This window comes from Psychromonas sp. KJ10-5 (genome assembly GCF_055808325.1).
Window position 1 is genome coordinate 1,699,640 of record NZ_CM147864.1, and the last position, 24,643, is coordinate 1,724,282.

The 24,643-nt window shown below is 36.7% G+C and carries 19 protein-coding genes and 2 pseudogenes; 5 read left to right on the forward strand and 16 right to left on the reverse strand.

Annotated elements, in window-relative coordinates; genetic code table 11:
- Positions 1-101 precede the first annotated feature (101 nt).
- From AC0L3W_RS07560 to AC0L3W_RS07595, 8 genes and pseudogenes are all read right to left on the reverse strand, one after another.
- Complete coding sequence (locus tag AC0L3W_RS07560) at positions 102-1,160, reverse strand: porin (RefSeq protein WP_290039665.1); 1,059 nt, start codon at positions 1,158-1,160, stop codon at positions 102-104.
- 677 nt (positions 1,161-1,837) lie between these two features.
- Positions 1,838-3,040: pseudogene (locus AC0L3W_RS07565) on the reverse strand (endonuclease); the annotation flags it as partial.
- A gap of 231 nt (positions 3,041-3,271) precedes the next feature.
- Positions 3,272-3,814 (reverse strand): annotated as a pseudogene (locus tag AC0L3W_RS07570) (carbohydrate binding domain-containing protein); the annotation flags it as partial.
- A 93-nt stretch (positions 3,815-3,907) separates the two neighbouring features.
- Positions 3,908-7,045: an ExeM/NucH family extracellular endonuclease gene (locus AC0L3W_RS07575; RefSeq protein WP_290039666.1), complete on the reverse strand. Its 3,138-nt coding sequence runs from the start codon at positions 7,043-7,045 to the stop codon at positions 3,908-3,910.
- A 47-nt stretch (positions 7,046-7,092) separates the two neighbouring features.
- On the reverse strand, positions 7,093-8,172 hold the full coding sequence (locus AC0L3W_RS07580; RefSeq protein ID WP_290039667.1) for a porin: 1,080 nt from the start codon (positions 8,170-8,172) through the stop codon (positions 7,093-7,095).
- 164 nt (positions 8,173-8,336) lie between these two features.
- Positions 8,337-9,986 carry a bifunctional UDP-sugar hydrolase/5'-nucleotidase UshA gene (gene ushA / locus AC0L3W_RS07585; protein WP_473574901.1) on the reverse strand — a complete coding sequence of 550 codons (1,650 nt, stop codon included), beginning with the start codon at positions 9,984-9,986 and terminating at the stop codon, positions 8,337-8,339.
- 582 nt (positions 9,987-10,568) lie between these two features.
- Entirely contained in the window at positions 10,569-12,194 is a 1,626-nt protein-coding gene (locus AC0L3W_RS07590) for a methyl-accepting chemotaxis protein (RefSeq protein ID WP_290039669.1), read from the reverse strand.
- A gap of 310 nt (positions 12,195-12,504) precedes the next feature.
- A complete protein-coding gene (locus AC0L3W_RS07595) occupies positions 12,505-13,080 on the reverse strand; it encodes a phosphoribosyltransferase (RefSeq protein ID WP_409439252.1) in 576 nt (191 codons plus the stop codon).
- Positions 13,081-13,195: 115 nt separating this feature from the next.
- Here AC0L3W_RS07595 and AC0L3W_RS07600 point away from each other — a divergent pair, with 115 nt between their 5' ends.
- Positions 13,196-13,801 (forward strand): phosphoribosyltransferase, encoded by a 606-nt coding sequence (locus tag AC0L3W_RS07600; RefSeq protein WP_409439251.1) that lies wholly within the window; start codon positions 13,196-13,198, stop codon positions 13,799-13,801.
- A gap of 78 nt (positions 13,802-13,879) precedes the next feature.
- Here the strand turns inward: AC0L3W_RS07600 and AC0L3W_RS07605 are convergent, their stop codons facing one another.
- Positions 13,880-14,833, reverse strand: coding sequence for a sensor domain-containing diguanylate cyclase (locus tag AC0L3W_RS07605; RefSeq protein WP_290039672.1), 954 nt, complete (start codon positions 14,831-14,833; stop codon positions 13,880-13,882).
- A 419-nt stretch (positions 14,834-15,252) separates the two neighbouring features.
- On the opposite strand from AC0L3W_RS07605, the gene AC0L3W_RS07610 reads away from it, so the two are divergent.
- Complete coding sequence (locus tag AC0L3W_RS07610) at positions 15,253-15,636, forward strand: PaaI family thioesterase (protein WP_290039673.1); 384 nt, start codon at positions 15,253-15,255, stop codon at positions 15,634-15,636.
- Between the two features lie 75 nt (positions 15,637-15,711).
- On the opposite strand, the gene AC0L3W_RS07615 is transcribed toward AC0L3W_RS07610, so the two are convergent.
- Positions 15,712-16,164, reverse strand: a complete 453-nt coding sequence (locus AC0L3W_RS07615) for a hypothetical protein (RefSeq protein ID WP_290039674.1) — start codon at positions 16,162-16,164, stop codon at positions 15,712-15,714.
- Between the two features lie 271 nt (positions 16,165-16,435).
- Here AC0L3W_RS07615 and AC0L3W_RS07620 point away from each other — a divergent pair, with 271 nt between their 5' ends.
- Complete coding sequence (locus tag AC0L3W_RS07620; protein WP_409440414.1) at positions 16,436-17,632, forward strand: MFS transporter; 1,197 nt, start codon at positions 16,436-16,438, stop codon at positions 17,630-17,632.
- Positions 17,633-17,692: 60 nt separating this feature from the next.
- Here the strand turns inward: AC0L3W_RS07620 and AC0L3W_RS07625 are convergent, their stop codons facing one another.
- From AC0L3W_RS07625 to AC0L3W_RS07645, 5 genes are all read right to left on the reverse strand, one after another.
- A complete protein-coding gene (locus tag AC0L3W_RS07625) occupies positions 17,693-18,091 on the reverse strand; it encodes an NUDIX hydrolase (protein WP_290039675.1) in 399 nt (132 codons plus the stop codon).
- A 31-nt stretch (positions 18,092-18,122) separates the two neighbouring features.
- Positions 18,123-18,767, reverse strand: a complete 645-nt coding sequence (locus tag AC0L3W_RS07630; protein WP_290039676.1) for a LysE family translocator — start codon at positions 18,765-18,767, stop codon at positions 18,123-18,125.
- A gap of 87 nt (positions 18,768-18,854) precedes the next feature.
- Positions 18,855-19,385, reverse strand: a complete 531-nt coding sequence (locus AC0L3W_RS07635; RefSeq protein WP_290039677.1) for a redoxin domain-containing protein — start codon at positions 19,383-19,385, stop codon at positions 18,855-18,857.
- Positions 19,386-19,543: 158 nt separating this feature from the next.
- Complete coding sequence (locus tag AC0L3W_RS07640; protein WP_409439250.1) at positions 19,544-20,119, reverse strand: YceI family protein; 576 nt, start codon at positions 20,117-20,119, stop codon at positions 19,544-19,546.
- A gap of 213 nt (positions 20,120-20,332) precedes the next feature.
- Positions 20,333-21,535 (reverse strand): EAL and HDOD domain-containing protein, encoded by a 1,203-nt coding sequence (locus tag AC0L3W_RS07645; RefSeq protein ID WP_409439249.1) that lies wholly within the window; start codon positions 21,533-21,535, stop codon positions 20,333-20,335.
- A 445-nt stretch (positions 21,536-21,980) separates the two neighbouring features.
- Here AC0L3W_RS07645 and AC0L3W_RS07650 point away from each other — a divergent pair, with 445 nt between their 5' ends.
- Complete coding sequence (locus AC0L3W_RS07650) at positions 21,981-22,232, forward strand: DUF2999 family protein (RefSeq protein WP_290039680.1); 252 nt, start codon at positions 21,981-21,983, stop codon at positions 22,230-22,232.
- 71 nt (positions 22,233-22,303) lie between these two features.
- On the opposite strand, the gene AC0L3W_RS07655 is transcribed toward AC0L3W_RS07650, so the two are convergent.
- Positions 22,304-23,968 (reverse strand): FAD-dependent oxidoreductase, encoded by a 1,665-nt coding sequence (locus AC0L3W_RS07655; protein WP_409439248.1) that lies wholly within the window; start codon positions 23,966-23,968, stop codon positions 22,304-22,306.
- A gap of 357 nt (positions 23,969-24,325) precedes the next feature.
- Between AC0L3W_RS07655 and AC0L3W_RS07660 the strand changes: the two genes are divergently transcribed.
- Positions 24,326-24,643, forward strand: a complete 318-nt coding sequence (locus AC0L3W_RS07660; protein WP_409439247.1) for an ArsR/SmtB family transcription factor — start codon at positions 24,326-24,328, stop codon at positions 24,641-24,643.

Below are 24,643 nucleotides of genomic sequence, written 5' to 3' on the forward strand. Positions count from 1 at the left end.
GATATCCACACCTAAAACACAAAAAGCTATCAAACTCAGTTTGATAGCTTTTTTATTACTTATAACTGCATTTATTAACTAACCTCTGTGCTGGTTAACAATTAAAAATAAACACGTCCGTAAGCATAAGCATCTTGAGCAGCTTCACCTACGTTTAACTCTATGGCTAAAATAATTGGTCGACTAGGTTTAAAGTTGATGCCAACAGTTCCCCAAATACGTTCTTTACCCCAAGAATAATCAACTCCATCACCGTAAGCACTGCTGCTATCCCAGGCTTCATATTCTTCATAGTTAATTGAGCTTGTCAGTTCAATTTTATCTGTTGCATTAAAGCGTGCAGAGACTAAACCACCTTTATTTTTTAGTGTGTGGTAATCGTTGTAAATTGTATCGCCATCAGTGTCTGTTGTATTGTTTTGTGAGATATCTTCATTCTCAATAAAACCATTTACACCAATCGCTAAGTCTTCTAATACATACGCGCGTAAACCTAAAGTAAACAAGTTTTGCTCGCCGTATTTTGAAGCACCGTCAGATCCTCTACGTGTTTCTGCGCCAATCACCACATCAGCAACGTCACTGAAGTAACCAACATAACCATTAATAATATCACCTTGCTCAGAACCTGATGAGCTCTCGCCCTGATAGGTATAAGAGATACCCATTCTAAACGCGTCAGCCACACCTTCGTATTTAATCGTATTGTCTTGGTCACCCGCTTCACCAGTTTCTACTGTCGTATCAAAGGTAAAGTCACCATACTTATCGTAATCATCTAATGCGGTATCGGTTAAACCAACCTCAATAGCATGCTGCTTGTAAAACTTATAACCTAAGAATAGTTTATCTACATCCAGTTCCATATCACCCGAACCGTATTCCCAGTTTTCACGTTGGTAATCAAGCTCTAAACGGTAATAAATCCCTTCGGTTTCACCTTTTAATCCTAATGTGGCAAAACTATCATCAATATATGATTGTTCGTCCGTATAAAATTCCCCATATTCATAATCAGCCCCAAAATGACCACCTACACCAACTTCACCATATACCTTTAAGTAATCGCCATTTTCTTTCTCGTAAATAGTGGCAGCTTGCGCAACAGAATGAGTTAATACGGTTGCTATCGACATACAAAGAATCGATTTTTTGAACATTGAAAAGTTCCTTAATTTAATGTTTTAAATACCACGTGCATCTCTTTTTATAATAATTGATATCAAGCACAACAAGCAGCTGAACTAGATTTGGGTTAAACAAAGAACTTAACTTACCCCGTAAATGAATACCTATGAAGATTAATGGTAAGGCATAACTGTTAGAGGAAATAATAAAAGGTTGTCCCTATTATGGTTCTTCCCTTAACGACAAAACATGAAAATAAGTCGTTTAACCAGAAAAATAGATCCCTTATTGATGTGATTGATACTACACGCTTGAGATCACTTAATAGACTTAAAGCGGGTCTATAAAGCAACAATAAATGCATACAAAATAGATATAAATCGCATACTTTTTGCATAATAAGTTGATATTTAAAACTTTCCAAATAAATGATTTAATAATGACTAATATTTATGGAACTTTAACTTTTAAGCTTAACAATCAATCACTTGATTAAATTTTAAGCGTGATGAGATAAGTTGTTTTATTGAGATAGGCTGATGTGTGAAATAGATTATAAACGGCACAGCTCATAAAAACTGCAGTAGGTTACTTAATAGGCTATGGAGATGAATGCAGTAAAAGAATAATAAAAAGGCCTGTACAATACAGGCCTTTGGGAAGTGGAAATAGAGTAAGTTAATTGACTTACAACGATTTTATTAATTGCTTAATCAGCCCATATTTCACTGACGTATTCAGGGTGATCAATAAATGGGTTTCTATTACCCTGAAACTCATAAGCCGCTTCATTTCTATCAAGCTCTTTTTGACTTACTGGGTCACTTTCGTGCCACTCTTTAAGCAGTGTTATTACCCATTCCTCATATACATAATCAGAACTACTATCTAAAACTGCAGCTGCATTGTCAGAATTAGCTTCCCAAGTAGAAATAATATCTTCATATCGTGTTGCCATATAGAAATAAGCACGTGCAAAATCACCTTTAAATTCATCAATTGGTTCAAATACCGTACCAGAATATCCTAAGTCGCTGCTAGCAGAGCCTACTTTGCTGCCATTATCTGAAACATATGTACTTGTTCCAACTACACCGTATGGATAACTACTACGTTGACCATTCACATAACCATCAGTGGCATAGATATGGTGAATATCTGTATACATTGGATATTCGTCGTCAAACCAACTCTTTGGAAATGAATGCTCACGATTATAACAGCTCCCTTCATCAATATAATTACCACACTGATCAGTAACAGGCGTATAGTTATAACTATCTGATGTCGATACATTTTCAGAATACATATCTAAAATAGTACCATCATTTTCATAGTAGCTATCTAATGAATTCGTCCCCATGAAATCCCAAATATTACTGTAAGTTTTAGTGGTATGGTCTTTAATGATGTTATATAACGCAGTTTTTAACTCAAGGCCAGATAGACCTTCAGCACTCGCATAGTAAACAGAAGTATCTGAGCTTGAACCAGTAGTCACTGACAAACCATCAATATAAACGATCTCAGAATCGGTGAATCCAGTTTGGTCGTAAAAACGCATTCCCACTTCTATACTTGTAGTCTCTGAAGCTTCATAAGTAGCAGTCACCTCTTGCCATTCATTCAAAATTGCATTATCAGAATAAGTGGCATAATCACCAAGGAACAACCTTGCTTTTACAAAACCATCGGTATGGTAAATCCAAGTAGTAAAGGTATATGTAGAACCCGCCACCACATCAATACTTTGACGAAAATCAGTGCTGCCTTGAGTTCCCGTATTAACAGACACTTGTGCCGAAGAAGTCCCTTCGTAGTAGGTACTTGTATTCTGAGAAACCACGATACCTGTATCAATAGTTGTCCAGTTATCAGGTGCAGCATCAGTCCAGCTTTCAAAATCACCGTTAAGTAATAAAGTGCTCTCGCTCTCGTCACTTGTGTACTCTTCAGTCGTGGTTTCTTCCGTAGTTTCTTCTACGACTTCCTCTGTTGATGTTTCGTCAGTAGCTTCTTCTGTTGTATCGTCTTCACTTTCAGTAATAAACGAGAAACTATCTACATAAACAATCTCTTCTTCATCAAAACCAGTTTGATCATAAAAACGCAAGCCTACTTCGATGTTCTTATCTTCATCAGCAGTATAGCTATAAGTCATTTCTTGCCATTGATAAACTAAATCTGCATCAGAATAGTTTTGATAGCCATCCACATACAAACGAGCACTGACCATGCCTTCCGTATGATAAATCCATGTGGTTACTGTGTAAGTAACTCCCGCTTCAACATCAAACGATTGACGAAAATCTGTGTCCCCCTGTGTGGCTGTTGTAACTGTAATTTCTGCAGAACTTTCACCTGAATTAAATACATCGGTGCTTTGTGCAACAGTGATCCCATCTTCAATGGTTGTCCAACTATCGGGTACACCTTCTGTCCAACTTTCGAAATCACCATTTAATAATAAGCTAGTTGTAGTACTATCATCACTTGCATCTTCGCTTGTGCTGTCGTCAGTACTGCTTTCGTCTTCGATGTCTGTTGCTTCTTCAGTCGACTCACTTTCTTGAATCGCTGTAATATAGTCATTACTCGTGATCGTTGAGTTGTCATCGCTGCTTTCACAAGCCGTTAACCCACCCATCAATGATAACAGTAATGCTGCTTTTAATTTATTATCCATTTTATCTCTCTTAAAATACCATTTAAAAGTAAACGTTATAGCGATGCCAACAAAGTGTTAATTGACACTGTATTGGCATCATTATGATCCCTGTTAGATTTTTGCTTTTTGGCGACGTAAGAATGCTAAACCGAAAAGCGACAATAAGCTGTACAATCCAAACGAACCACCACCAGAACCATCGTATTCCTCAGCTGGAGCAATTGTTGCAGAAGTTGAATCTTCAGAGGCCGCTTCAAAAGTCATCGATTGTGTGTATTCAGAAAGCACTTCTGCATCACGTGTTAGTGTCATCTTGGCTGTATAAGTCCCCGCTTCGATACCATAAACTTCGATTTCTACTAACGATTGATCATCCTCAGTAATGGTAATGTTTGGTAATACAACATCACTCATATCTTCAGAAGACGATAAAGCGATTTGTACAACATCACCGACCAATGCACCTTCAGCAAGCACATAAGGCACAGTCACTGAACTACTGCTGATTGTTAGATAAACTGGCTCGCCTTCACCTACCTCACCATATTCATAGCTTAATGAGATAATTGCAGAGTCATGGTCAGATGAACGGTATTCATCATCGACATAGAAGTTATCTGGTACATCACCTTTATATTCACTGTTATAATCGTACAAAGCAGATTCTGCAGCATTGATATGCCAATCAACGGCATCAATAAGACGAGTTTCTAATGAAGGACTTACTAAGATATGGTCTAACGAGCCAATTTCATCATCGTAAGAATAACTCCAGCTTTGTTGATCTTTTTCTGCATCTTTTAATGCAACTGCATTTAGATAACCATAAGTTTTAGTGATAGTTTCAGCCGAACCATCTACATTAAATTGTGGTTTATCCCCGATGAATGTATCACGTGCAGTTGTGATCTCTTTACCCGTTGTATTTTCTGTTAATACTAGGATTGGGTCTTCTTTACCGTAAGAGTTTAAATCTCCGACAATAACAAGGTCACCACCAATTTCTTCAAGTTCTTCACCTAATTGAACAGCTGCAGCAACACGTAGATTTTCACAAGATCCTTGTAAATCAGCATCTGGTGCATCATCACTCCACGTGCTTTCGTCGCCAAACTCAACACCATCCCAATCTTCCCAACATGTTGAGCCTTTTGATTTAAAATGGTTGACTGCAACAGTTAAGGTTTTGCCTGTATTAGGAATTTTAAACGTTGCTGCTATTGTTTCTCGTTGGTAGTTATCACCGCTCTCTAACACTTCACCGCTGCTATCTTTTACAACAACGTTACTATCATTAACAACGACAGGTGCATGCTGCTCAGGCATAGAAATAACTTGCATGCTTTCAATGCTAACCTTTGTTGGGCGGTATAATAAACCTGTGCTAATCGCATCAGAGCCTAAGGCATCTAAGTCGTCTAACACTAGGTCGTTATTTGAATCATAGCCAACAAATACATAACGGTTGCTGATTGACACATCACTATCTACATCTTTAGGATCTTCATCGTAGTATTCATCATTAATCGCATCAACAAGTGCTTGAATAGCACTATCGCTACCAAAGCCATTATTTTCAATTTCCATCAAACCGACAATATCAGCATCTAAACCTTTAATAGCGGAAACTAATTTAGCAAGTTGCTTGGTGTACTCATCTTCATCATCAGCACCACGATTATCACCAAAACTATTGCTATCTCCACCGTATGGTGAGTTGAATAGATTAAGTAAATTTTGTGTGCCTACTTTGATCACAAAGCTATCATCATCAGTTGTTGTACTGAGATCTGGTGACGATGTTCTATCCGTATTATGGGTAAAGTTGCTGCTCACTAACTCGTTAGTCACAACCATATTAAAGTTACCGTAACTATAAGTAATTACCCCTTCCATACCGATCACGCTATCATCAATACGAATATAGTTATCTTCAGGGTTTGAATTAAAGTTAGGGTAATATGGGATTTCCCCATCATCGGCACTTTCACTACTTTCTATAATTAAACGATAATCATCATTTTCATCTTCTGCAGCAAATGCTTCATCACTACCCGCAACATTATTTTGTGTAGGATTCATATTAGGACGTAGATAAGACAAGATTAAATCATTACGGTAGCTGTCGTAGTTAAAACCAAACGTTTTAGTGACGCGCATATCTTGATTACCACTAGTGGTCATATCGATATCTTCAGGTAAATTAACCAACATACCTTCGTAGCGCTCTAAAGTGGCATTAAATGATCCGTTATCATCAGCAATCATTTCAATATCAGTTGCAGCAGGGACTGAGGTACTGGTATCGATGATATCCCACTCATCAGTCTCTAACTGCGTCAATGTATAATATTCAGTCACGGTACTAGTCACACAAACAGTATTACCAACCATGTCATCACTTGCATTTGCAGTGCTGACAAAAATACCATCTGAGGTCATTTCATCACCATCTGAAACAATATCTTGTAAGTAGAAACCTTTTTCAGGGTAAGTAGTAACGGCAGTAACAATACCTGTGACATTATAACTTTCAGTTGACTCAAAACCACTAGTGATCATTGGAGAAGCTGAATCAGAACCTTGAATTTCGGCAATGGTGGTTTGCGTATCTAAAGAACACGTAGACGCAACGACTTCCACATAATCTGAATAGGTTGCAGTACCTAGATCATCAAATACATCCTCCCCAAAGTCTTCCCAATCAGAAGAAGAATAAGATGATGATTGAACGGGTGTTGCACCTCCCTCTCCAGCTCGACGACGTAAGGTTTGACCACTACCCCAGTAAGTTCCATCAGTACCAATAGTGTCATAAGTAGTATTAGTATCAGTATCAATAATGGCAACATGGTCATCGCCATTAAAACTTAAACTATAATAAGATTGCTCGTCATAACTTGCCGCAATGACAGTCGAAGCGGAACTCGCAATAGCGGCTGATAAATCTGCATCCGCAGCACTATTATAAATGACTAATGTTGCACCACCAGCAATCGTTACACCATCAAGTACATTGTCACCATCTGGTGTGCGAACTTGGTTATCGTAAGAGCTATATTGTAATTCAATATTACTAGTGAATGTGTAGCTGCTTGTACCTGTATTAGTTAATTCTATCGCTTTATTATCACCAGAGCCTTCAACATACTCACTAATAATAATATCGGTTATCGCCGCGTTAGCATTGGCTGCAAAAATACCACCAATAGCGAGGGCTAGTGTGGTCCTTTTTAGATTTTTACTCATCACTTTATCCTTAAATTATTCTTTGATTATTAACTGCGCTTCGCAAATTAGAAATAAACACGACCATATGCATAAGCGTCTTGAGCCGCTTCACCAAAGTTAGCTTCCAATGCAAAAACCACTGATTTTGTAGGTTTAAAATTAAACCCTAATGTGCCCCAAATACGCTCTTTACCCCATGAATATTCATCATCAGGTGCAACACCGTATGGGCTATAAATATCCCACTCTTCATAGGCTTCATAGTTAAACGAACCTGTTAATTCTACTTTTTCATTAGCAATGTAGCGTGCTGAAATTAAAGCACCTTTATTCTCGAGGGTTTGATAATCGTTATAACTGTATGTTTCTTCTAGGTCATCGCTGATAGAGACCAGTGTTGAATCTTGTGCAATATCTTCATACTCAATAAAACCATTTAAGCCTATTGATAAATCATCTGTTAAATAAGCGCGTAGCCCTAAGGTATAGAGCATTTGCTCACCATACTTAGAAATGCCTTCGGATCCGGTACGTGTTTCTGCACCCAGGACAACATCTGCATAATCACTAAAGTAACCAACATAACCATTGATCACATCACCTAATTCAGAGCCAGAAGAGCTTTTACCATCGTAAGTATAAGATAGGCCCATCTTGAAGTTAGACATCATGCCTTCATATTTAACGGTATTCTCTTGGTCACCACCTTCACCAGTTTCTACAGTGGTATCAAAAGTAAAGTCGCCAAATTTATCGTAATCGTCTAACGCCGTATCGGTTAAACCAATTTCGATAGCATGTTGCTTATAAAACTTGTAACCAATAAACAATTTATCGATTGCCAGAACCATATCACCTGATCCGTACTCCCAGTTTTCACGCTCATAATCCAGCTCTAAACGATAATAAACATCGTCATATTCACCTTTTAGCCCTAAGGTCGCAAAGCTATCATCAATGTAAGATTCATCATCAGTATAAAATTCACCGTACTCATAATCTGCACCGATATGTCCACCTACCCCCACTTCACCATAGACTTGTAAATTATCACCATTATCTTTTTCATAGATAGTCGCGCCATGTGTTATAGGGCTAGCTAATACCGTTGCGACGGCAATGCTGAGCATTGTTTTGTTTAACATTTCATCATCCTTATATAATGTTTTTGATATATGACGAACCCTTATAAAAATAGACGCGCCAGATGTCACAAAGCGCATGAAAGTAACAGGGCTTTATGACAGTTTTGTTTAACTGATAAATTATTTACTTTTTATTTCATAAGTGATTAGGGAATCGTATGTGATTATTGATACATAGGTGTATAGGCAGCAGTCTTAATTGGAGAGTGAGACTGAATATAATCCTTCAACACTTCCGCATCTACATAACCGGTATTTACATAGGAAGTATGCTGAGTAATATTCGGGTATCCATCTCCACCCGCGGCATTAAATGAGGGGACACTGAAACGATATTGTTGATCAAGTTGTATTGGTTTACCTGAAATAATCACCTGACTAACCTGCATATCGCTTACGTCCATAGTAATACCAGCAAATTGCGGATAAGCGCCAGAATCTTTCTGTTTAGTGGCAACTTGTTTTAAGTACTCCATTACTTCAGCACCACTCATATCAACATAAGTAATAGTATTAGCAAAAGGTTGCACAGTTAAAATATCTTTATAAGTAATATTACCGGCTTCAATAGAAGCACGTATGCCACCTGAATTCATGACTGAAAAGTCAGCTTGTACGCGTTGCTTATGTGAGCTTGCAATTAAGTACCCAAGGTTAGTTTGGTTATTACGCACGACTTTTCGCTCGCCCTGTAAAAGTCCATCGCTCCTACCTACAACGATATTCAACGCTTCTTGGCCTTGCTCCTGGAATGGTTTTAAGGTGTTAAGTACTTTTTCATCTTGTGTAATCTCTTGCTCTACAAAAACACGTACTTTTTTACCATCTTCACCAACCACTTTTTGTTTAAGGTTAACGGGAATCAATTTATATGACTGCAAAGTCAAATTGCCATTTTTAAAAGTATAATCTGCACGTCCTACATATTTCCCCCATTCATGTGCTTGCACAATATAAGTGCCATTTTGTTGGTCTGGCGTACAATCATCACCTGCACTAAATTTTGCATATTGGTTTTTACCCTCCATACAAACAGGCTCTTGAGAATGTCCACCAACGACCATATCAAGGTCACCAGGTTCAAGGTAACGAGCTAATTGCACATCTCCCGGTGCATTCGCACCACTGTCGCCATTAAGGTAATGCCCCATGTGTGTTGCTGCTATGATGACATCAGGATTCTCACTTGCTTTTAATTCAGCAATCACTTGCTTAGCTTCTACTTTAGGGTCAGTAAATTTAACTTGCTTAATAAATTCTGGGTTGCCAATTTTAACCGTATCTTGAGTAGTTAAACCGATCACGGCTATTTTAATACCAGCCTTATCAAAAATTTTGTAAGCATCAAACATACGCTTACCATCTTTATAAATATTAGCGGCTAAAAAGGGGAAGTTAGCCCAGTCTGCTTGCTGAGCGAGAACGTCTAAAGGGTTATCAAACTCATGGTTGCCTACAGCCATTGCATCATAGCCAATCATATTCATACCAATAAAATCAGGCTTAGCATCAAGCAGATCAGATTCAGGCACACCAGTATTAACATCACCACCAGACAGCAATAAAACTGAGCCACCATCGGCCTCAACTTCGGCACGAATGTAGTTAATTAATGTTGCCCTAGCCGGCATGCCATATTCACCGTATTTGTTTTGCCAAAAATGGCCATGATTGTCATTGGTATGTAATATGGTGAGTTTGTATTCTTGGTCCGCAACCCAATCATGTTGGATAGAAGTTTCAGCTTGTAAGCTAGTGCTACCAGCAAGCATGATCAACGCTAAACTTGAGTATTTAATCTGTTTCTTATCCATCAATTTAATCCTTTAAACTCGGTAAACTATTTGCTCAATAGGTGTTTTATTAAATGGGTTATTACCGCTCCATGAACCCAATCGCTACTTAAACCATCTAACAAATATTGATCAAAATCAATACAACTTATGGTTAATTGATATCCAAAAATAGTCCAATTTTGGTGCTTTAATGCCCCAAATTGGTGAAAGAGAAGGGTAATAAAAAGGCTGGAAGTTTAAAAAATGTGCGATATGAATAGCTAAAAGGGAAATCATTGCTGACCAAAAGGTCAAGTAACGCTCTTTATTGGTGCTAAGCAATCTTGACCATTTATTCAAATTGATTAATAAATGACATTTTATTGACTTAAAATAACTATTTTTGAGCACGTATAACACTCTGTAGGGTATTTCAAGTTTTTGTTAGGAGAGTTTATGCGTTGATAATTTTGGATGTTAAGCACCCAATAACGGAATAATTTATTCTCTTAATTACGGCTCAGAGTATAATCAAAAATCGAATAATAAATCATACAATATAAGCGTAAAAAAGAGGTTATTAACGCTATACCCCCCCCCTTTTTTCGCTTTGATTCGTATTTAAACACTGAAGTATTCAGTCTCTTTTTTTAGGCTTTTAGATAAGGTTTCCAATAACTCTGCTTGATTGAAGTTATTTTGTAAAGTTTCACTTGTCTCTTTCGACATAACAGATATCGCTTCAACTCCTTTAGAGACCTCATATATAGTAGCAACCTGTTGGTTAGTTGCACTGACCACTTCAAGCACTTTAACTAAGGAATCATCTGCTTGGCGCTGAATATCATTTAGTAACTCATTGGCTTGATGAGTTAACGTTAATCCTTTTTCAACTTGTGGTACGGTTGTTTCCATTGCAGCTACAGATGCTTCTGTATCTCCCTGAACTTGGTTAATCATAGCTTCAATTTCACCAGTCGCATCGCCTGTTCTTATCGCTAATTGACGTACCTCATCAGCAACAACGGCAAACCCTCTGCCAGATTCACCAGCACGAGCAGCTTCTATTGCTGCATTTAATGCTAATAAATTTGTTTGATCAGAGATACTTCGAATTACATTAATAATTTCACCAATCTCTCGTGTTCTATCTTGTAATACACTGATTTGTTTAACTGTAGAATTAACCGTGGTGGATATGTTTTCAATTTCAGTCGCGACATTCTGAACTGCTGATTTACCGTGTTGTGTTAACTCTGCAGTAACCTTTGAGTTGTCCTCAGTTTGTCTCACTGTATCAACAACATTATCTATGCTCTGACTCATCGACTCTAGGCTTAGTTGTGCACTATGAGTCTGTTCGACTTGTTTATCAGCGGCCGTTAATGCTTGTAAAGAACCGGCTGCAACTGAAGTAGCTCGCTCCGATAATTCAGAAGAAGAAGCCATAATATTATTCACTGTTGATTTTAGTTGCTGCTGCATGACTCCGATAGAAGCCATCATACTGTTAGGACAACATGACTTTACCTCACCAGCTAAATTGCCCTGAGAAATCTTAGAGACTACTTTTGCCGCTTCTTGTGGATCTCCACCAACAGACATCTTGACTTGGTAACTAATACGGTATGCAATGAATCCCCCTAAGATAATCGCAATACTTGTTAGACTAAGCATCCATCCTTGAAATGTACTAGCAACAAGCCTTACTTCCTTTGTTGCATTTTGATTCGCCAATTCTTGATAATCAATAAACTGATTAATGGTAGATAGCCAAGATACAAAAGCAGGCTTTGCCTGATTAAGTAGTATATTATTAGCTTCAGTCATACCACCAGCTCGCTTAGCTTCAATGATTAGAGACACCAATGGCATTGCTTGAGATTCAACTTTTTTAATTTTTTCGTAAATGTTTTTCTCTTTGTTAGTCGCTTTATCAGACGAGATAATCTTATCCATCTCTACCGCTGAGCGCTGATAACTTTTACCTAGTCGTTGTAAATCATCAATAGCTGTATTTAGCTCCACTTCTGTCCTAGCTAACGTAATATCACGAAGCGCAATAGCGCGATCATGGACACTACCTCGGAAATCGATAGCATGACGTTGTTTAACAGAGTTTACATCGGTTATCTGTGTGATCGTTGAATCAATAAAGTTAACTCGGTGAATACTAATAAAGTTCAAAACAAGCATCATTAAAATAACAACACCAAAGCCAATGACTAACCGTAAATTAATGGTCATATAGTTTCTCAAAATAAGGGGGTAAATAGGATTATTCAATTAATGAGCCTAGTGTGTAACTCTCAATTAATCCACTTAAAGATAAAAAAATTACTTATATTGAGATAAAATATAAAAAAGAGAAAAAGTAAAAAAGTTCTATTAGATTTAATAGGTTAGATTAGTTAGTTTATTGAAAATCAAGGTGTCATAGGAAGGTAGTTTTATTTAAAAACGGTTGAATAGTCGCCTCTTTATTGAGATCTATCTAGGAAAAACAAAAAGAGCGTACAGGAAGCCCGCTCTTCATTATAAATATTGCCAACGTTACTTATTTTTCAGTAGGCAAAAAGTCTTTAATAATTTCATATAAACGTGGACGTTTAACTGCAATATCTTCAGCCGATAAGCCTTCTAAAGAATGAGGGTACTTTAACCAAGCATCGGTTTCGTGTAGATAATAATCAGGTACTCTATTGGTTTGATTACGTGAAGGCTTAAAATAAGGTACTGCAACGCGCACATCTTCTGGCATATTTAATCGTGTTTTACGTTGTAACTCTTGGATAATAGCCTCAATTGAACGCCCCGTATCATAAACATCATCGACTAATAATAAGCGATCATGATGTTCAAGGTTTTTAACCAGATAATTTAAACCATGCACTTTAACCTCTTTTTGCTGCTGGTCAATCGCCGCAGCATAAGAAGAAGTACGAATAGCAATATGGTCAGAATCAATACCGTGTACTGCTAAAAATTCTTGGACAGCAATCCCAATAGGTGCTCCACCACGCCATATGGCAACAATAAAGGTAGGTTTAAAATCACTATCCAATATTTGCCGAGCTAATGCATAAGAGTCTTCTAATAAATTCTGTGCGGTTAAATATTGTTTTTCTGCCATATGACTTCCAAATCTAGTTAAAGATAATGCCACTAATGATTGAATATAAAGTGACTTTATGTTCTAATTTTTTGATTAAATTCCTTTAAACATATCATAATATATGGGTGATTTCTTGGCTAAATACGACGAAAAAATATTTTTAGATGAAGACACCTTAATCGAGGAATCCTTCCAATTAGCAACACAAATTATTGCCAGTGACTTTAAACCAACGTTCATTGTGGGCTTATGGAGAGGCGGTAGTTCTGTGGGTATTTATGTACAAGAGTGTTTACAAACATTAGGTGTACATACTGATCATATATCAATCCGCACCTCTTACGGTGGTTTCGATAGTTATCACCAGCAAGCAAAAGGAGATCACCCGATTCATGTTCATGGTCTTACCTACTTGGTTAAAAAGCTTAATGCTGAAGATAAACTACTGATAGTTGATGATATGTATCGCTCAGGAAAAAATGCAGATGCGGTTATCAATGAATTAAAAGCAAGGCTCAAGCGCAATATGCCTGAGGATGTACGTATTGCCACCGTATGGAAGAAAAAAACATTAGCTGAAGATGCCACTGGGCCTGATTATTTTATACACGCTACAGATGATTGGGTAGTGTTTCCCTATGAGCTTCAGGGGTTATCATTAGACGAGATAAAACAACATAAATCTTTTGCTTATACTTCTATCGTGCCAGAACTTTTCACTGAAAAATCGATTGGTTAAGTAAATAATACTAACGCCTGAGTCGATAAGCTAGTTAATGTGGTTAGTACCTTTAACCACTTAGTTATTTTTCTCGTTTTATTCCTTATGCTTAAATTTATACATGGCTTTATCTGCATCAGATAATAGAGCTTGTATATCTCGATGTTTTTCTACCTCATACTCAGTAATACCAAATGAAAAACAAACATCTAAGTCTACATTATTATTATCAAGTTCAACCTTTAAAGACATTGCTAAAGTTGACATTAACTGCTCAGCATTATCCGCATCAGTATTACTAAATAGCACCACAAATTCATCGCCTCCTAAACGTCCAATCACATCTGAAGAACGAAATGTATCCCCGAGTAACTTTGCAAAAATATTTATTACTTGATCACCAACTGCGTGTCCAAAATTGTCATTAATGGCTTTAAAACGATCTAAATCAAGATAAGCTAAAGACGCTGGGAGTTCGTTTCTATTGCATAGGTTTAGAGAGTTTTGTGCTAAAGAAAGAAAACCACGGCGATTCAATAATCCAGTTAAGTCATCATGAGTCGCCATTTGCATAGCAGATAACTCTAACTCAACTGTTTTCGCTAAATCTTTTAAAATATCACAATCTTCTTTGCTGAATTCACGTGCTTGATGATCGGCAATACACATTGTTCCTAATCTGAACCCATTGATCGCTAAAGGACAACCAGCATAAAACTCTACTTTAGGTTCATCAACGACTAACGGGCTATCATAAAAACGCAAATCTTCACTTGCAGCTGGAATAACGAATACATCATCACCTAAAATCGCATGACCACAAAAAGAAGTTTCGCGCGGACTTTCATTAACGTCAAGTCCAATACATGACTTAAACCATTGACGGTTTTCATCTATTAGGCTCACTAAAGCAATCGGTACATCAAACAAACGTTTAGCAAGTCGAGTAATGCGATCAAAACGCTCTTCTGCCAATGTGTCTAATACTTCCAAAGACCTAAGCATGGCCAAACGTTGTTTTTCATTACTCGGAATATCTGGTTTATTCATAAATAATCCTAAATAAAAAATCAAGCCCTTAGACTATAGCAACTTAAACACTGAAATTAATACTTAAGTGTTAATTTTGATATATTGAAACAATAACATCCAGTATTGATTTTATCCATAATACTTAAAAATAACTTAGTTTAAGATAGAGATTTCAAGCTTATTAAAGTAACTCGGCAAAGTAAACTATTTGAAACTTACCGAGCATTCAATTAAGTTATTTTTCTCTAAACAACAATTAGTTGTAATCAATTTCTCACCTTATACAATGCCTGAATAATGTATATTAATACCAGTGAAAGATTACCTGTGTTGTTGATTACCTGTCCGAGATAACTAAAAGATATCTCACCTGATTCGCTAGTTATCTAGCAAACAATATATTACAAATAAATCTAATGTTTCTTAAGGAACTATTAATGAAAGAGATCTACTTCCCTTTTTTAGAGCACACTGGCGCTAAACTTAAAGATTTTACGCATGGCCAAGCAAACGTTGAATTATATGTTGAGCCTTATCACCTTCAGCATAAAGGGTTTGTTCATGGGGGAGTTATTTCTACATTAATGGACAATACGGGATGGTATGCAGCTGTTTCCAACTTAGATGCAGGCTTTACCGCAGTTACCATGGAAATTAAAATTAACTACTTAAAGCCTGCATTAGGAAAGTATTTATTAGCATCGGCAAGTGTTAAGCGACAAGGCAGAACAACCACATTTGTGACCATTGAATTATTCGATGAAAAAGAAGTGTTAGTTGCCTATGCCACTGGAACTTATGCTGTTATCGCAGACACTTAGTAATACTGTTCGTTAGAGATTGAAATATCTGTGACAATGAACTATCAAATATGCTCATTGTCATTGCTATGTCATTTATTTAAAACGAATCATTACGTCCATTTTTGTTGACATAGAAGCACTTAAAATTTGTTTGTGTTGAGGTGCTAGTACGATAATACCGTTATGTTTAGCTATCTGCTTAAATAGATTGTTTAAATCAAAGCCGTTATCACGCTCATGCGATGCTTTCACAGCTGTTTTTTTATCGAACAAACGATCTGCCTTTTCAAAAATTAATATATCTCGCGTATCACGTGCTTGAGAAAATAGCGCAGCAACCTCTTCTTCAGATGCTTTTTGTTCAATGACATTATTACTTTGTATGCCACTATTCGTTTCAGAGGTTAGTGCTTTGTTAAAATCAGAAAGTTGAGATTCATCTCCACCATTAAAGGTAATTAAAAAACGCGTTTTATGCAGTGCAATTTGCGGCAAATTACTTAAAAAACGGAAGTAGCTTTTACTTTGGTAATCAACAATTAACATGTTATTCCTATTAAAGATTTATAAGGTTACTTCAATCATATGCTTTGAAATAACTTGTATTCAACAGAATCATCACGATCACTTGCTGAGTATTATGGATAAAAATAGGCAAGATCTTACCTGAAGCGAAGCTAATAAGACATGTAAAATTTAATCTCAACAAGTATCTATTTTATTACCTAAAAATAAATCAATAAAAAGTATGAAGATCATACGATTAACTATGCCTATCTGCTATTATCCTGGTTCTTTTTTATTACCTGAGCTTACTATGTCATTGCCCATGCCCACACGTTCTCGTTTTGCCACTTCTATTTTAGTTTTAGGTATATTGCTAATAGCTGCTAACTTACGTGGTCCAGTCACCAGTATTGGCCCAGTATTAGATCAAATCATTATATATTTTGGACTTAACTCTTCACAGGCTGGAATGTTAACAACCTTACCACTAGTAGCCTTTGCCCTTGCCTCTCCGGTTGCCGCTAATTTAGCCAAGAAGCAAGGCTTAGAAATATCACTATTTATTGCCTTAATATTGATTGGTATAGGCTTAAGCTCTCGCCTTATTGACTCTGTATTTATCCTTTATATTGGTACTGCGATTATTGGTGTCGGTATTGCGATTGGTAATGTGTTGTTGCCGAGTTTAATTAAACGTGACTTCCCACATAAAGTTGCATTGATGACCTCTGCCTATGTACTGGCCATGGGTATATTTGCAGGGAGTTATTCAGCGTTAATTATTCCATTAGCTACTTTTAAAAATATCGGTTGGGCTGTTGCCTTATCTTGTTATGGCGTCATGACTTTAGCAAGTATAATTGTCTGGTTGCCACAATTAAAACTACATACAAAACCGATCAAAGATATTTTAGCGTCCGCGCCAAATAGTAAAATATGGCATCATGCCTTAGCTTGGCAAATCACTTTATGCTTAGGCCTAAATTCATTTTTTACTTACATCATTATCGCCTGGTTGCCAAACATCCTAATGGATGGCGGCTATTCAGCACAACAAGCAGGTGTTTTACATGGGACCTTCCAATTAGCAACGGCAACGCCCGGACTTGTTTTGATCCCCTTACTAGCAAAGCTAAAAGATCAACGTATTTTAGCTATCTCTTTAGCGCTGATTGGTTTTATCTGCTTCTTAGGTTTATTGTATTTACCAAGTGCGGCATTAATTTGGTCTATTTTTATAGGCTTTTCTTCTGGAGCTATATTTATTCTTGGATTGTCCTATATTAGTTATCGCACAAATCACTCGCAGCAGGCAGCATCTCTATCTGGCATGGCACAATGTGTAGGTTATAGCTTAGCTGCGATAGGGCCAATGTTCACAGGTATGCTACACGCTTATTTTGAAAACTGGACAACAACTATTTGGTTATGCGCTATTACGTGCCTTTTATCGGGTGTGTTTGGCTATCTAGGCGGACGTGATATTAAACTGGATAAAGATGTCTAATGACGTGACAGGTAATGGCTACCTGTCGCTTACTTAAAATCAATTCAAGGGTTATAACAATTATATTAACCCTTTCTTTTTAAGCCATTCTAATACCTGAATCGCCCCTTCTGAACAAAGTGCTTTATCCTGATAAGTTAACCATTTAATTTCGGCTATTTCTGCACTAGCCTTTAATTCCCCTGCGAACTTCGCAAAGTAACAAGTAAGTTTAACGGTAGCAGGCTCTCGTTGACCATCTGCCACTGCACTAAATGTACCTGCGTAATCAATGCTATTGCTAATCAGGTTAACCGATAACTCTTCGTTTACCTCACGGCTTAAAGCTTGCTGATCAGACTCCCCTGATTCACGCTTTCCACCGGGTAAATAAAACAAAGATTTGTTATGTGATCGAGCAACTAATAACTTACCGTCATGTACCAATAACCAAGCTAATTTATCTATTTCTTTTGACACATTTTTCCTTAACTAACATAAATAAGATTTATCACTTTCTGCCTAATAATGCTGAAATAGCCAACATGCTGCCTAAACTAATAAATACACTGCCTAAAATACGATTTATCCAACGCATTGGACGAGGGTTAGTAAACAACGGTGCCATTTTTGCACCTAAACCGGTATAAATAGACATAAACAAGTATTCGAGACAAAACCAAGTACTGGCTAAAATAATGTACTGCGGCAATTGAGGTGCTTCTGAGCTCATGAAACTAGGGAACAAAGCAATAAAAAATAACAGATCTTTAGGGTTACTGATCCCAACCATAAAACTTTTTTTAAATAACTTATGGGCGGCGTAAGTTGCTAAAACAGGTGTATTCATCTGGGTCTCAGGTAGTTTAATCGCACCTTCCCGCCACGCACTCCAACCTAAATAAACAAGGTAGATTGCACCAAGTAATTTAATCACTAAAAATAAGGTCTCAGAAGCGGCCAACACCGCACCTAACCCTATAGCAGAGATAGTCATCAAAATTAACGCTGATAATGCGCCACCTAAAATGGTTGGAATTGCTTTTTTATAACCAAATTTAACACCGTCTGAAATACACAAAATAGCAGAGGGACCGGGACTAAATAGCAATAAACTGATTACACTGATATAAACTAACCAAACATTTAATTCCATTTTATTAACTCTTATTAACGACTAAGTCCCTTAATTACCTAACAGTTTCAGGTAAACATTAATACTGTTTACCTGAAAGCTAATGGTTTATTGGTAAGTCCCGCGGATAGGATAATCATTTTCCGGTGATTTAATAAACTCTAAGCCTGCCGCTAATGTGCCTATTTCAGGACGCGCCAATGGGCCATTAGAAATATCAATGACTTGTACCTGTCCTTTTTCATTAATAACGAACATGCCAGGTTCTGCAAATTGATGGTCGGTCTCTTTCTCTGAGCGAGGGTTAGAAATATATAAACCTAACGACTGCATCTGCTCTATAGTTAAACCGTAATAAACAGGAAAAGAGACTTCTAAGGCTGACAAGTGCTCTGTTAGTTGTGCTTTGCTGTCTGCAGATACGGCAACAATTTCAACGCCATTCGCTTCTATTTTTTCTTTATAAGTTTCTAATAAATTAAGATATTTTGTACATAATGGACAATGTTTTCCGCGATAAACAACAACCATTTTCCAATCGGCATTAGCTGATATTTTACCTAATTCAATGGTATTTTCGTCTAGGTCAGTAACCATTAGTTTAGGAAACAATGAACCCGCTGTTAATGATGAATGCATCTTATATGACTCCTTAAAATAGTGAAGATAAGTGAATATATTTAGTTTAACGACTATCAGTAATATTCAATTTGCTTACATATTACCGATCATTAATGATACCCATTTACTTTGAGTTAATCATTGAGAGTGATGGATGTAATAGACCTAAGAACGTGTCAAGGATTGAAGATCAAACTAAAAGTAACTGGTACTGCATCACTGATTGAAGGTAGCCCAGCTAATGCTCTCAGCTTTTCAACCCCCTCAGTCATACCATAGTTACTTGCATTAAGTACTACCGGCATTAATGATGTGACTAATAGTTTGTTATTATTAAGTTTGGTCACTTGCACTTCATTAATGACTTTATGCGCAATACCATGGAAAGACAAGGTAAGTTGCACCGACTCTTTATAGGTATCGCCAACTTCCAATCGACCCAGTTTATTAACATTAATAAAACCACTAGCTGTCGCTTTTAAAAAGCAGTCTGTTTCAAACAACTCTTTTTTAATTCTATCGTTTCGAATACCAATATTGGTTTCAACACTATCTAAATCAATACTTAAAGTCACTTGGCCGGTATCGCTAATCGACCCCATTAAATGTTCAAAGCGATGAACTTCACCTATTTTCAAACTTTTTACTGTTACAAAATTAAGTTGAGAGTCTTCATTGGATAAGTCCCATTGAGCCCAAACATTTGGTGATAAAAAAGTAAGAAATAATGCAAGTCCTGATAGCACTTTCATGAAAATCTCCATTAATTTTAGTTAAATTAAAAAACCTACAAATACCATCGTCTTAACATCATGTTAAGTACAATCATTCCATATTTACGGTGGATAGTTGACTACAGTGCTTATAGTAAAGCCTAACAACAATATCAAAGATGAACATTTAATCAATCAGTTAACAGAGATTTAATAATACCGATTAGTTAATGCACATAATCGGTATGAGGATCAGGCAGATATTTCATCAGCCCAAAGAGTAGATTCAACAGAAGAGTTAATAACTTGTGATTCAGTAATACCCAATACTTTCGTTAATTGATCAATTGTCTTCCAATCAGATATTTCAACAGCTTCGGCTAGTTTAATGAGCTTATTCAAGATCCCCTCACCTCCTAACAACGCATCTTTTATCTCTTGATTGATATTAAGCGGAGTTAAAATAGCTTCCATATCAGCATCCAACAACGCATCAATGATTGATAACATCCCACATAAATAGCCTAACTCTTTTTTATGCTCTAACCCCATTGAAGACAATAACATTTCAAAGAATTTTGCACGTTGCAGTGACATATTACTTAATATAGAAGGCTTATCAGAATTTAATGTTTTGATAACGGCAAAGGTGATAAATTTACGAACTCTATCTTCTCCGAGATAAACTAATGCTTGTTGCAGCGATTTTATAGGAGACCTTAACATTGAATATTCATTAACAAAGTTTAACAGTTTAAAAGACAAGCCAGGATTACTTGCAATGATATTTTCTATTAAAACAAGGTCTAATTCTTCCTGTGAAATAGCAACTGACAACTGAATTTTTGAACTCACCGTAGAATCTAAAATTTTACTTTGAATAATCTCAGGCTTACTAAAAAAGTACCCTTGAAATAGCTCAAAACCGGCACTTTTAGCTTGATTAAACTCATCATAAGTTTCTACTTTTTCAGCTAAGAACTTGATATCGTAAATTGCCAGCTTCTTTAAATATTCCGCTGCTTTATTTAACGGGTAGGTAGTAATATCGAACTTGATAATATCGATATAAGGATAAAAACGACGCCATTCTTTACTAGGTACAAAGTCATCTAGTGCAACGGTATAACCTTTCTGTTTAAGCTCAACAACTATATTAAACAACTCCTCACTAGGTGGGCAGTTTTCTAATATTTCAATAACGTAGTTTTTGTGTGGAAAATCAAATGGCAGGCGTTCTAAAAGACTATCGTAACCAAAATTTACAAACCCAGTTTTCTCATCAAGAATACGTTTTTGATGAACGAGTATTTGATTAACCAGTATACTTTTAGTTGCGTAATCTGCACTGACATCAGGAAACGAATTCTCTTCCCCATCTCGGTACAATAACTCAAAAGCAACGGTTTTTTTATCTATATCGACAATCGGTTGTCGCGCTACATAAGAAGACATATCCCACCCATAATAAAATGATCATTTCCTTGGCTAACTAATCATGAGTTTAGCAACCTTTTCCTTGTTGCTAAGTATGCTAGTAATAAATATGCTAACAATTGATATTTAACAAGAATGATAGATTTTTTAAGAAACTATATCACTAAAAATACAAATAGGAGATCATTAAGCGTAAAAAATATAGCATAACACGGATAAATGTTAGCCTTTACAGATAGCCGTAAAAACACAAAGAATAAAGCTTTAAGATCCTATTCTTAGGTATTAAAAGTGTCATTTACAAATTTCCAGGTTATTACTTTTTAACCCTAAAAGATGCATAGTATGTGAGTAAATAGTGAAATAACTGGTAAAGTGATTTGACTCGTTGAATAATAGCTCATCTACTATATTACGCCTGTTAAATAGGCTATAACAGATTCACCAAATAGAAAGGTCTCCCATGAACCCAATTTTAGCTATTCTTAAAAAACACAATGTTAGCGACCAAAAGATCGCCTCGTTATTTGAAGCACTTACTGACAACCCGATGATGGCACTCGGTTTAGTGCAACAACTAGGTATTCCACCAGAGCAATTAAAGCAATTAATGGCAACAATCATGGCAAATCCAGAGCTGATTAAAGAAGCAACAGATGAGCTAGGGTTAGATTTTGCTAAGGTTGAAGCAGCCAAAGAAAAGTTAAATTCATAATTATCAATACAAGCATTGAGTCATTCTATTATTGACTCAATGCTTGATAAATAAACTGAGAACAACTGTGCTTATAACCCTTGATTGGCTAATAGCCAGGTTTTATAACCGCCACTCATATTTCTCACTTTATACCCTAAATTAGTTAGCAAACATGATGCAACATGACCACGTAACCCTACTTGGCAATAAACCAATAACTCTTCATCTTTTGATAATTTAGCTAACGATTGTCGAAGTTGATCAAGAGGAATATTAATAGCACCAGGTATCATGCCAGAGTTAGCAACTTCACCTTCACCACGCACATCTACTAACAAATATTGTTCAGAACCCTTGCTTAAAAAATCACTATGAAAAACAATTTCTTCACCTTTAATCACATTCGAAGCAACTAACCCAGCTTGATTGACGACATCACGTGCGGAACCAAATGGAGGCGCATAACATAACTCAAGATCTTGTAAATCAAATACCGTCATACCAGCACGTTGTGCAACAGAGATAACATCAATTCGTTTATCAACTCCCTCTTTGCCGACAGCTTGCGCACCTAATATTTCTCCTTTTTCTGGTGAAAATAATAACTTTAAGCTAACAGGGTGAGCACCAGGATAGTACCCAGCATGATTCGCGGTATGCACATATATTTTTTGATAAGGGATATGTTTACGTAATAACGTCTTTTCATTCAAACCTGTACTCGCCACAACTAGATCAAAGACTTTACAAATAGCCGTTGCTTGTGTTTTTGAGTAATGCTCCTTTGCACCAAATATGTTATTCGCCGCTAATCGCCCTTGTCGGTTTGCAGGGCCTGCTAATGGCGCGAGCACTGCATCACCAGTAACATAATCAGGCGTTTCTATCGCATCACCAACGGCATATATTGATGGATCACTGGTACACATAAATTCATCCACTTGAATTCCACCTAACGCACCAATAGTAAGTCCTGCATCAACGGCTAATGATGTTTCAGGTTTAACACCTACAGCCATAATTAACAAATTTGTGGTTAATTGTGTCTGATCATTTAATACTAGAGTTAACGAAGTATCACTAGTGTTACAGGGTTTAACTTGTTGTAAGGCTTTTCCTAGTAGTAAAGTAACATCCTGTGCGATTAATTCATTATGTAACATATTCGCCATTTCAATATCTACTGTGCTCATCACCTGTGGCGCAAACTCTACTAAAGTCACCTTTATGCCCCGATGACGCAGTGCTTCTACTACCTCCAATCCAATGAAACCACCACCACATACTGTTGCATGTTGTGGTTTATGAGCCTCTATAGAAGTCATTATCACATCCATATCTGGCAAAGTACGTAAGCGATGGGTTAAGTGATTATCGACTCCATCAATATTAGGCACAAAAGGACTCGCTCCAGGGCTTAAAATAAGCGCATCATAGGACTCTACATATTCAATATCAGTAACAAGGTTCTTAACTGTGATTGTTTTAGTCCGTTTGTCTATAGACAACACTTCATGTTGCACACGAATATCAACATTAAAACGACTTTTAAAACTTTCCGGTGTTTGCAAAATTAATGCATCACGCGAGGTTATTTCGCCGCCAATATAATATGGCAAACCACAGTTCGCAAATGAGATATAAGCGCCACGCTCCAACATAATAATCTCAGCCTGTTCGTCTAGTCGACGAGCTCGCGCGGCAGCAGAAGCGCCACCAGCAACACCACCAACAATTAATATTTTTTTAGACATAAAACCTCCCAATACAAATGCTAAATACAAAATGGCATATTTAAACGTAACAATTGATCAAATAACCAATAATGAACGATTCATACGAGAGCATAACAAACAAAATTAGGTAAAACTAATATAGAAAAACCTAATTTAGATTTAATTAATGTAGATCAATCTAATTTATATTGCTAAGATAATAAACAGTGTCGTAATAATGATATTAGCGACCAACTCATTTTTAGATTTTTTACAGAGAGTGAGTAACCTGTAAGAGTTTATTTTTATTTACTAAAGCACTAAAAAAACCGCCTTTACCAATAAAAATGGCCACTAATGAGTATAATGTGCTCCCAGTTATCCCAAGGAGTTTATATGCACAACAAATTAGCACTGATTCATGAAAATGCCGGAGAAGCGAGTGAGCTACTTAAAGTAATGGCTCATAAAGATCGTATGGTGGTTTTATGTTTATTGTCTGAAGGTGAGATGGGCGTAGCAGAGTTACGCGAACATACAAAATTAAGCCAATCAGCTTTTTCACAACACTTAACTGTATTGAGAAAAAATAAGCTGGTAAGCATTCGAAAAGAAGCACAAGCCGTTTTTTATTCTTTAGCAGATGAAAGAGTTAATATTTTACTTAAGGCAATGCAACAAGCCTTCTGTCCAACATTAGTCTCCGAAGAATAA

Coding starts and splice junctions, on each gene's coding strand:
- AC0L3W_RS07575 (WP_290039666.1), bottom strand. CDS start 7,045: ATGAGTAAAAATCTAAAAAGGACCACACTAGCCCTCGCTATTGGTGGT.
- ushA (WP_473574901.1), bottom strand. CDS start 9,986: ATGGATAAGAAACAGATTAAATACTCAAGTTTAGCGTTGATCATGCTT.
- AC0L3W_RS07610 (WP_290039673.1), top strand. CDS start 15,253: ATGAAAGAGATCTACTTCCCTTTTTTAGAGCACACTGGCGCTAAACTT.
- AC0L3W_RS07580 (WP_290039667.1), bottom strand. CDS start 8,172: ATGTTAAACAAAACAATGCTCAGCATTGCCGTCGCAACGGTATTAGCT.
- AC0L3W_RS07635 (WP_290039677.1), bottom strand. CDS start 19,385: ATGCATTCATCATTAACAGCGGGTTCATTGTTTCCTAAACTAATGGTT.
- AC0L3W_RS07605 (WP_290039672.1), bottom strand. CDS start 14,833: ATGAATAAACCAGATATTCCGAGTAATGAAAAACAACGTTTGGCCATG.
- AC0L3W_RS07620 (WP_409440414.1), top strand. CDS start 16,436: ATGTCATTGCCCATGCCCACACGTTCTCGTTTTGCCACTTCTATTTTA.
- AC0L3W_RS07660 (WP_409439247.1), top strand. CDS start 24,326: ATGCACAACAAATTAGCACTGATTCATGAAAATGCCGGAGAAGCGAGT.
- AC0L3W_RS07560 (WP_290039665.1), bottom strand. CDS start 1,160: ATGTTCAAAAAATCGATTCTTTGTATGTCGATAGCAACCGTATTAACT.
- AC0L3W_RS07645 (WP_409439249.1), bottom strand. CDS start 21,535: ATGTCTTCTTATGTAGCGCGACAACCGATTGTCGATATAGATAAAAAA.
- AC0L3W_RS07630 (WP_290039676.1), bottom strand. CDS start 18,767: ATGGAATTAAATGTTTGGTTAGTTTATATCAGTGTAATCAGTTTATTG.
- AC0L3W_RS07655 (WP_409439248.1), bottom strand. CDS start 23,968: ATGTCTAAAAAAATATTAATTGTTGGTGGTGTTGCTGGTGGCGCTTCT.
- AC0L3W_RS07640 (WP_409439250.1), bottom strand. CDS start 20,119: ATGAAAGTGCTATCAGGACTTGCATTATTTCTTACTTTTTTATCACCA.
- AC0L3W_RS07595 (WP_409439252.1), bottom strand. CDS start 13,080: ATGGCAGAAAAACAATATTTAACCGCACAGAATTTATTAGAAGACTCT.
- AC0L3W_RS07650 (WP_290039680.1), top strand. CDS start 21,981: ATGAACCCAATTTTAGCTATTCTTAAAAAACACAATGTTAGCGACCAA.
- AC0L3W_RS07590 (WP_290039669.1), bottom strand. CDS start 12,194: ATGACCATTAATTTACGGTTAGTCATTGGCTTTGGTGTTGTTATTTTA.
- AC0L3W_RS07615 (WP_290039674.1), bottom strand. CDS start 16,164: ATGTTAATTGTTGATTACCAAAGTAAAAGCTACTTCCGTTTTTTAAGT.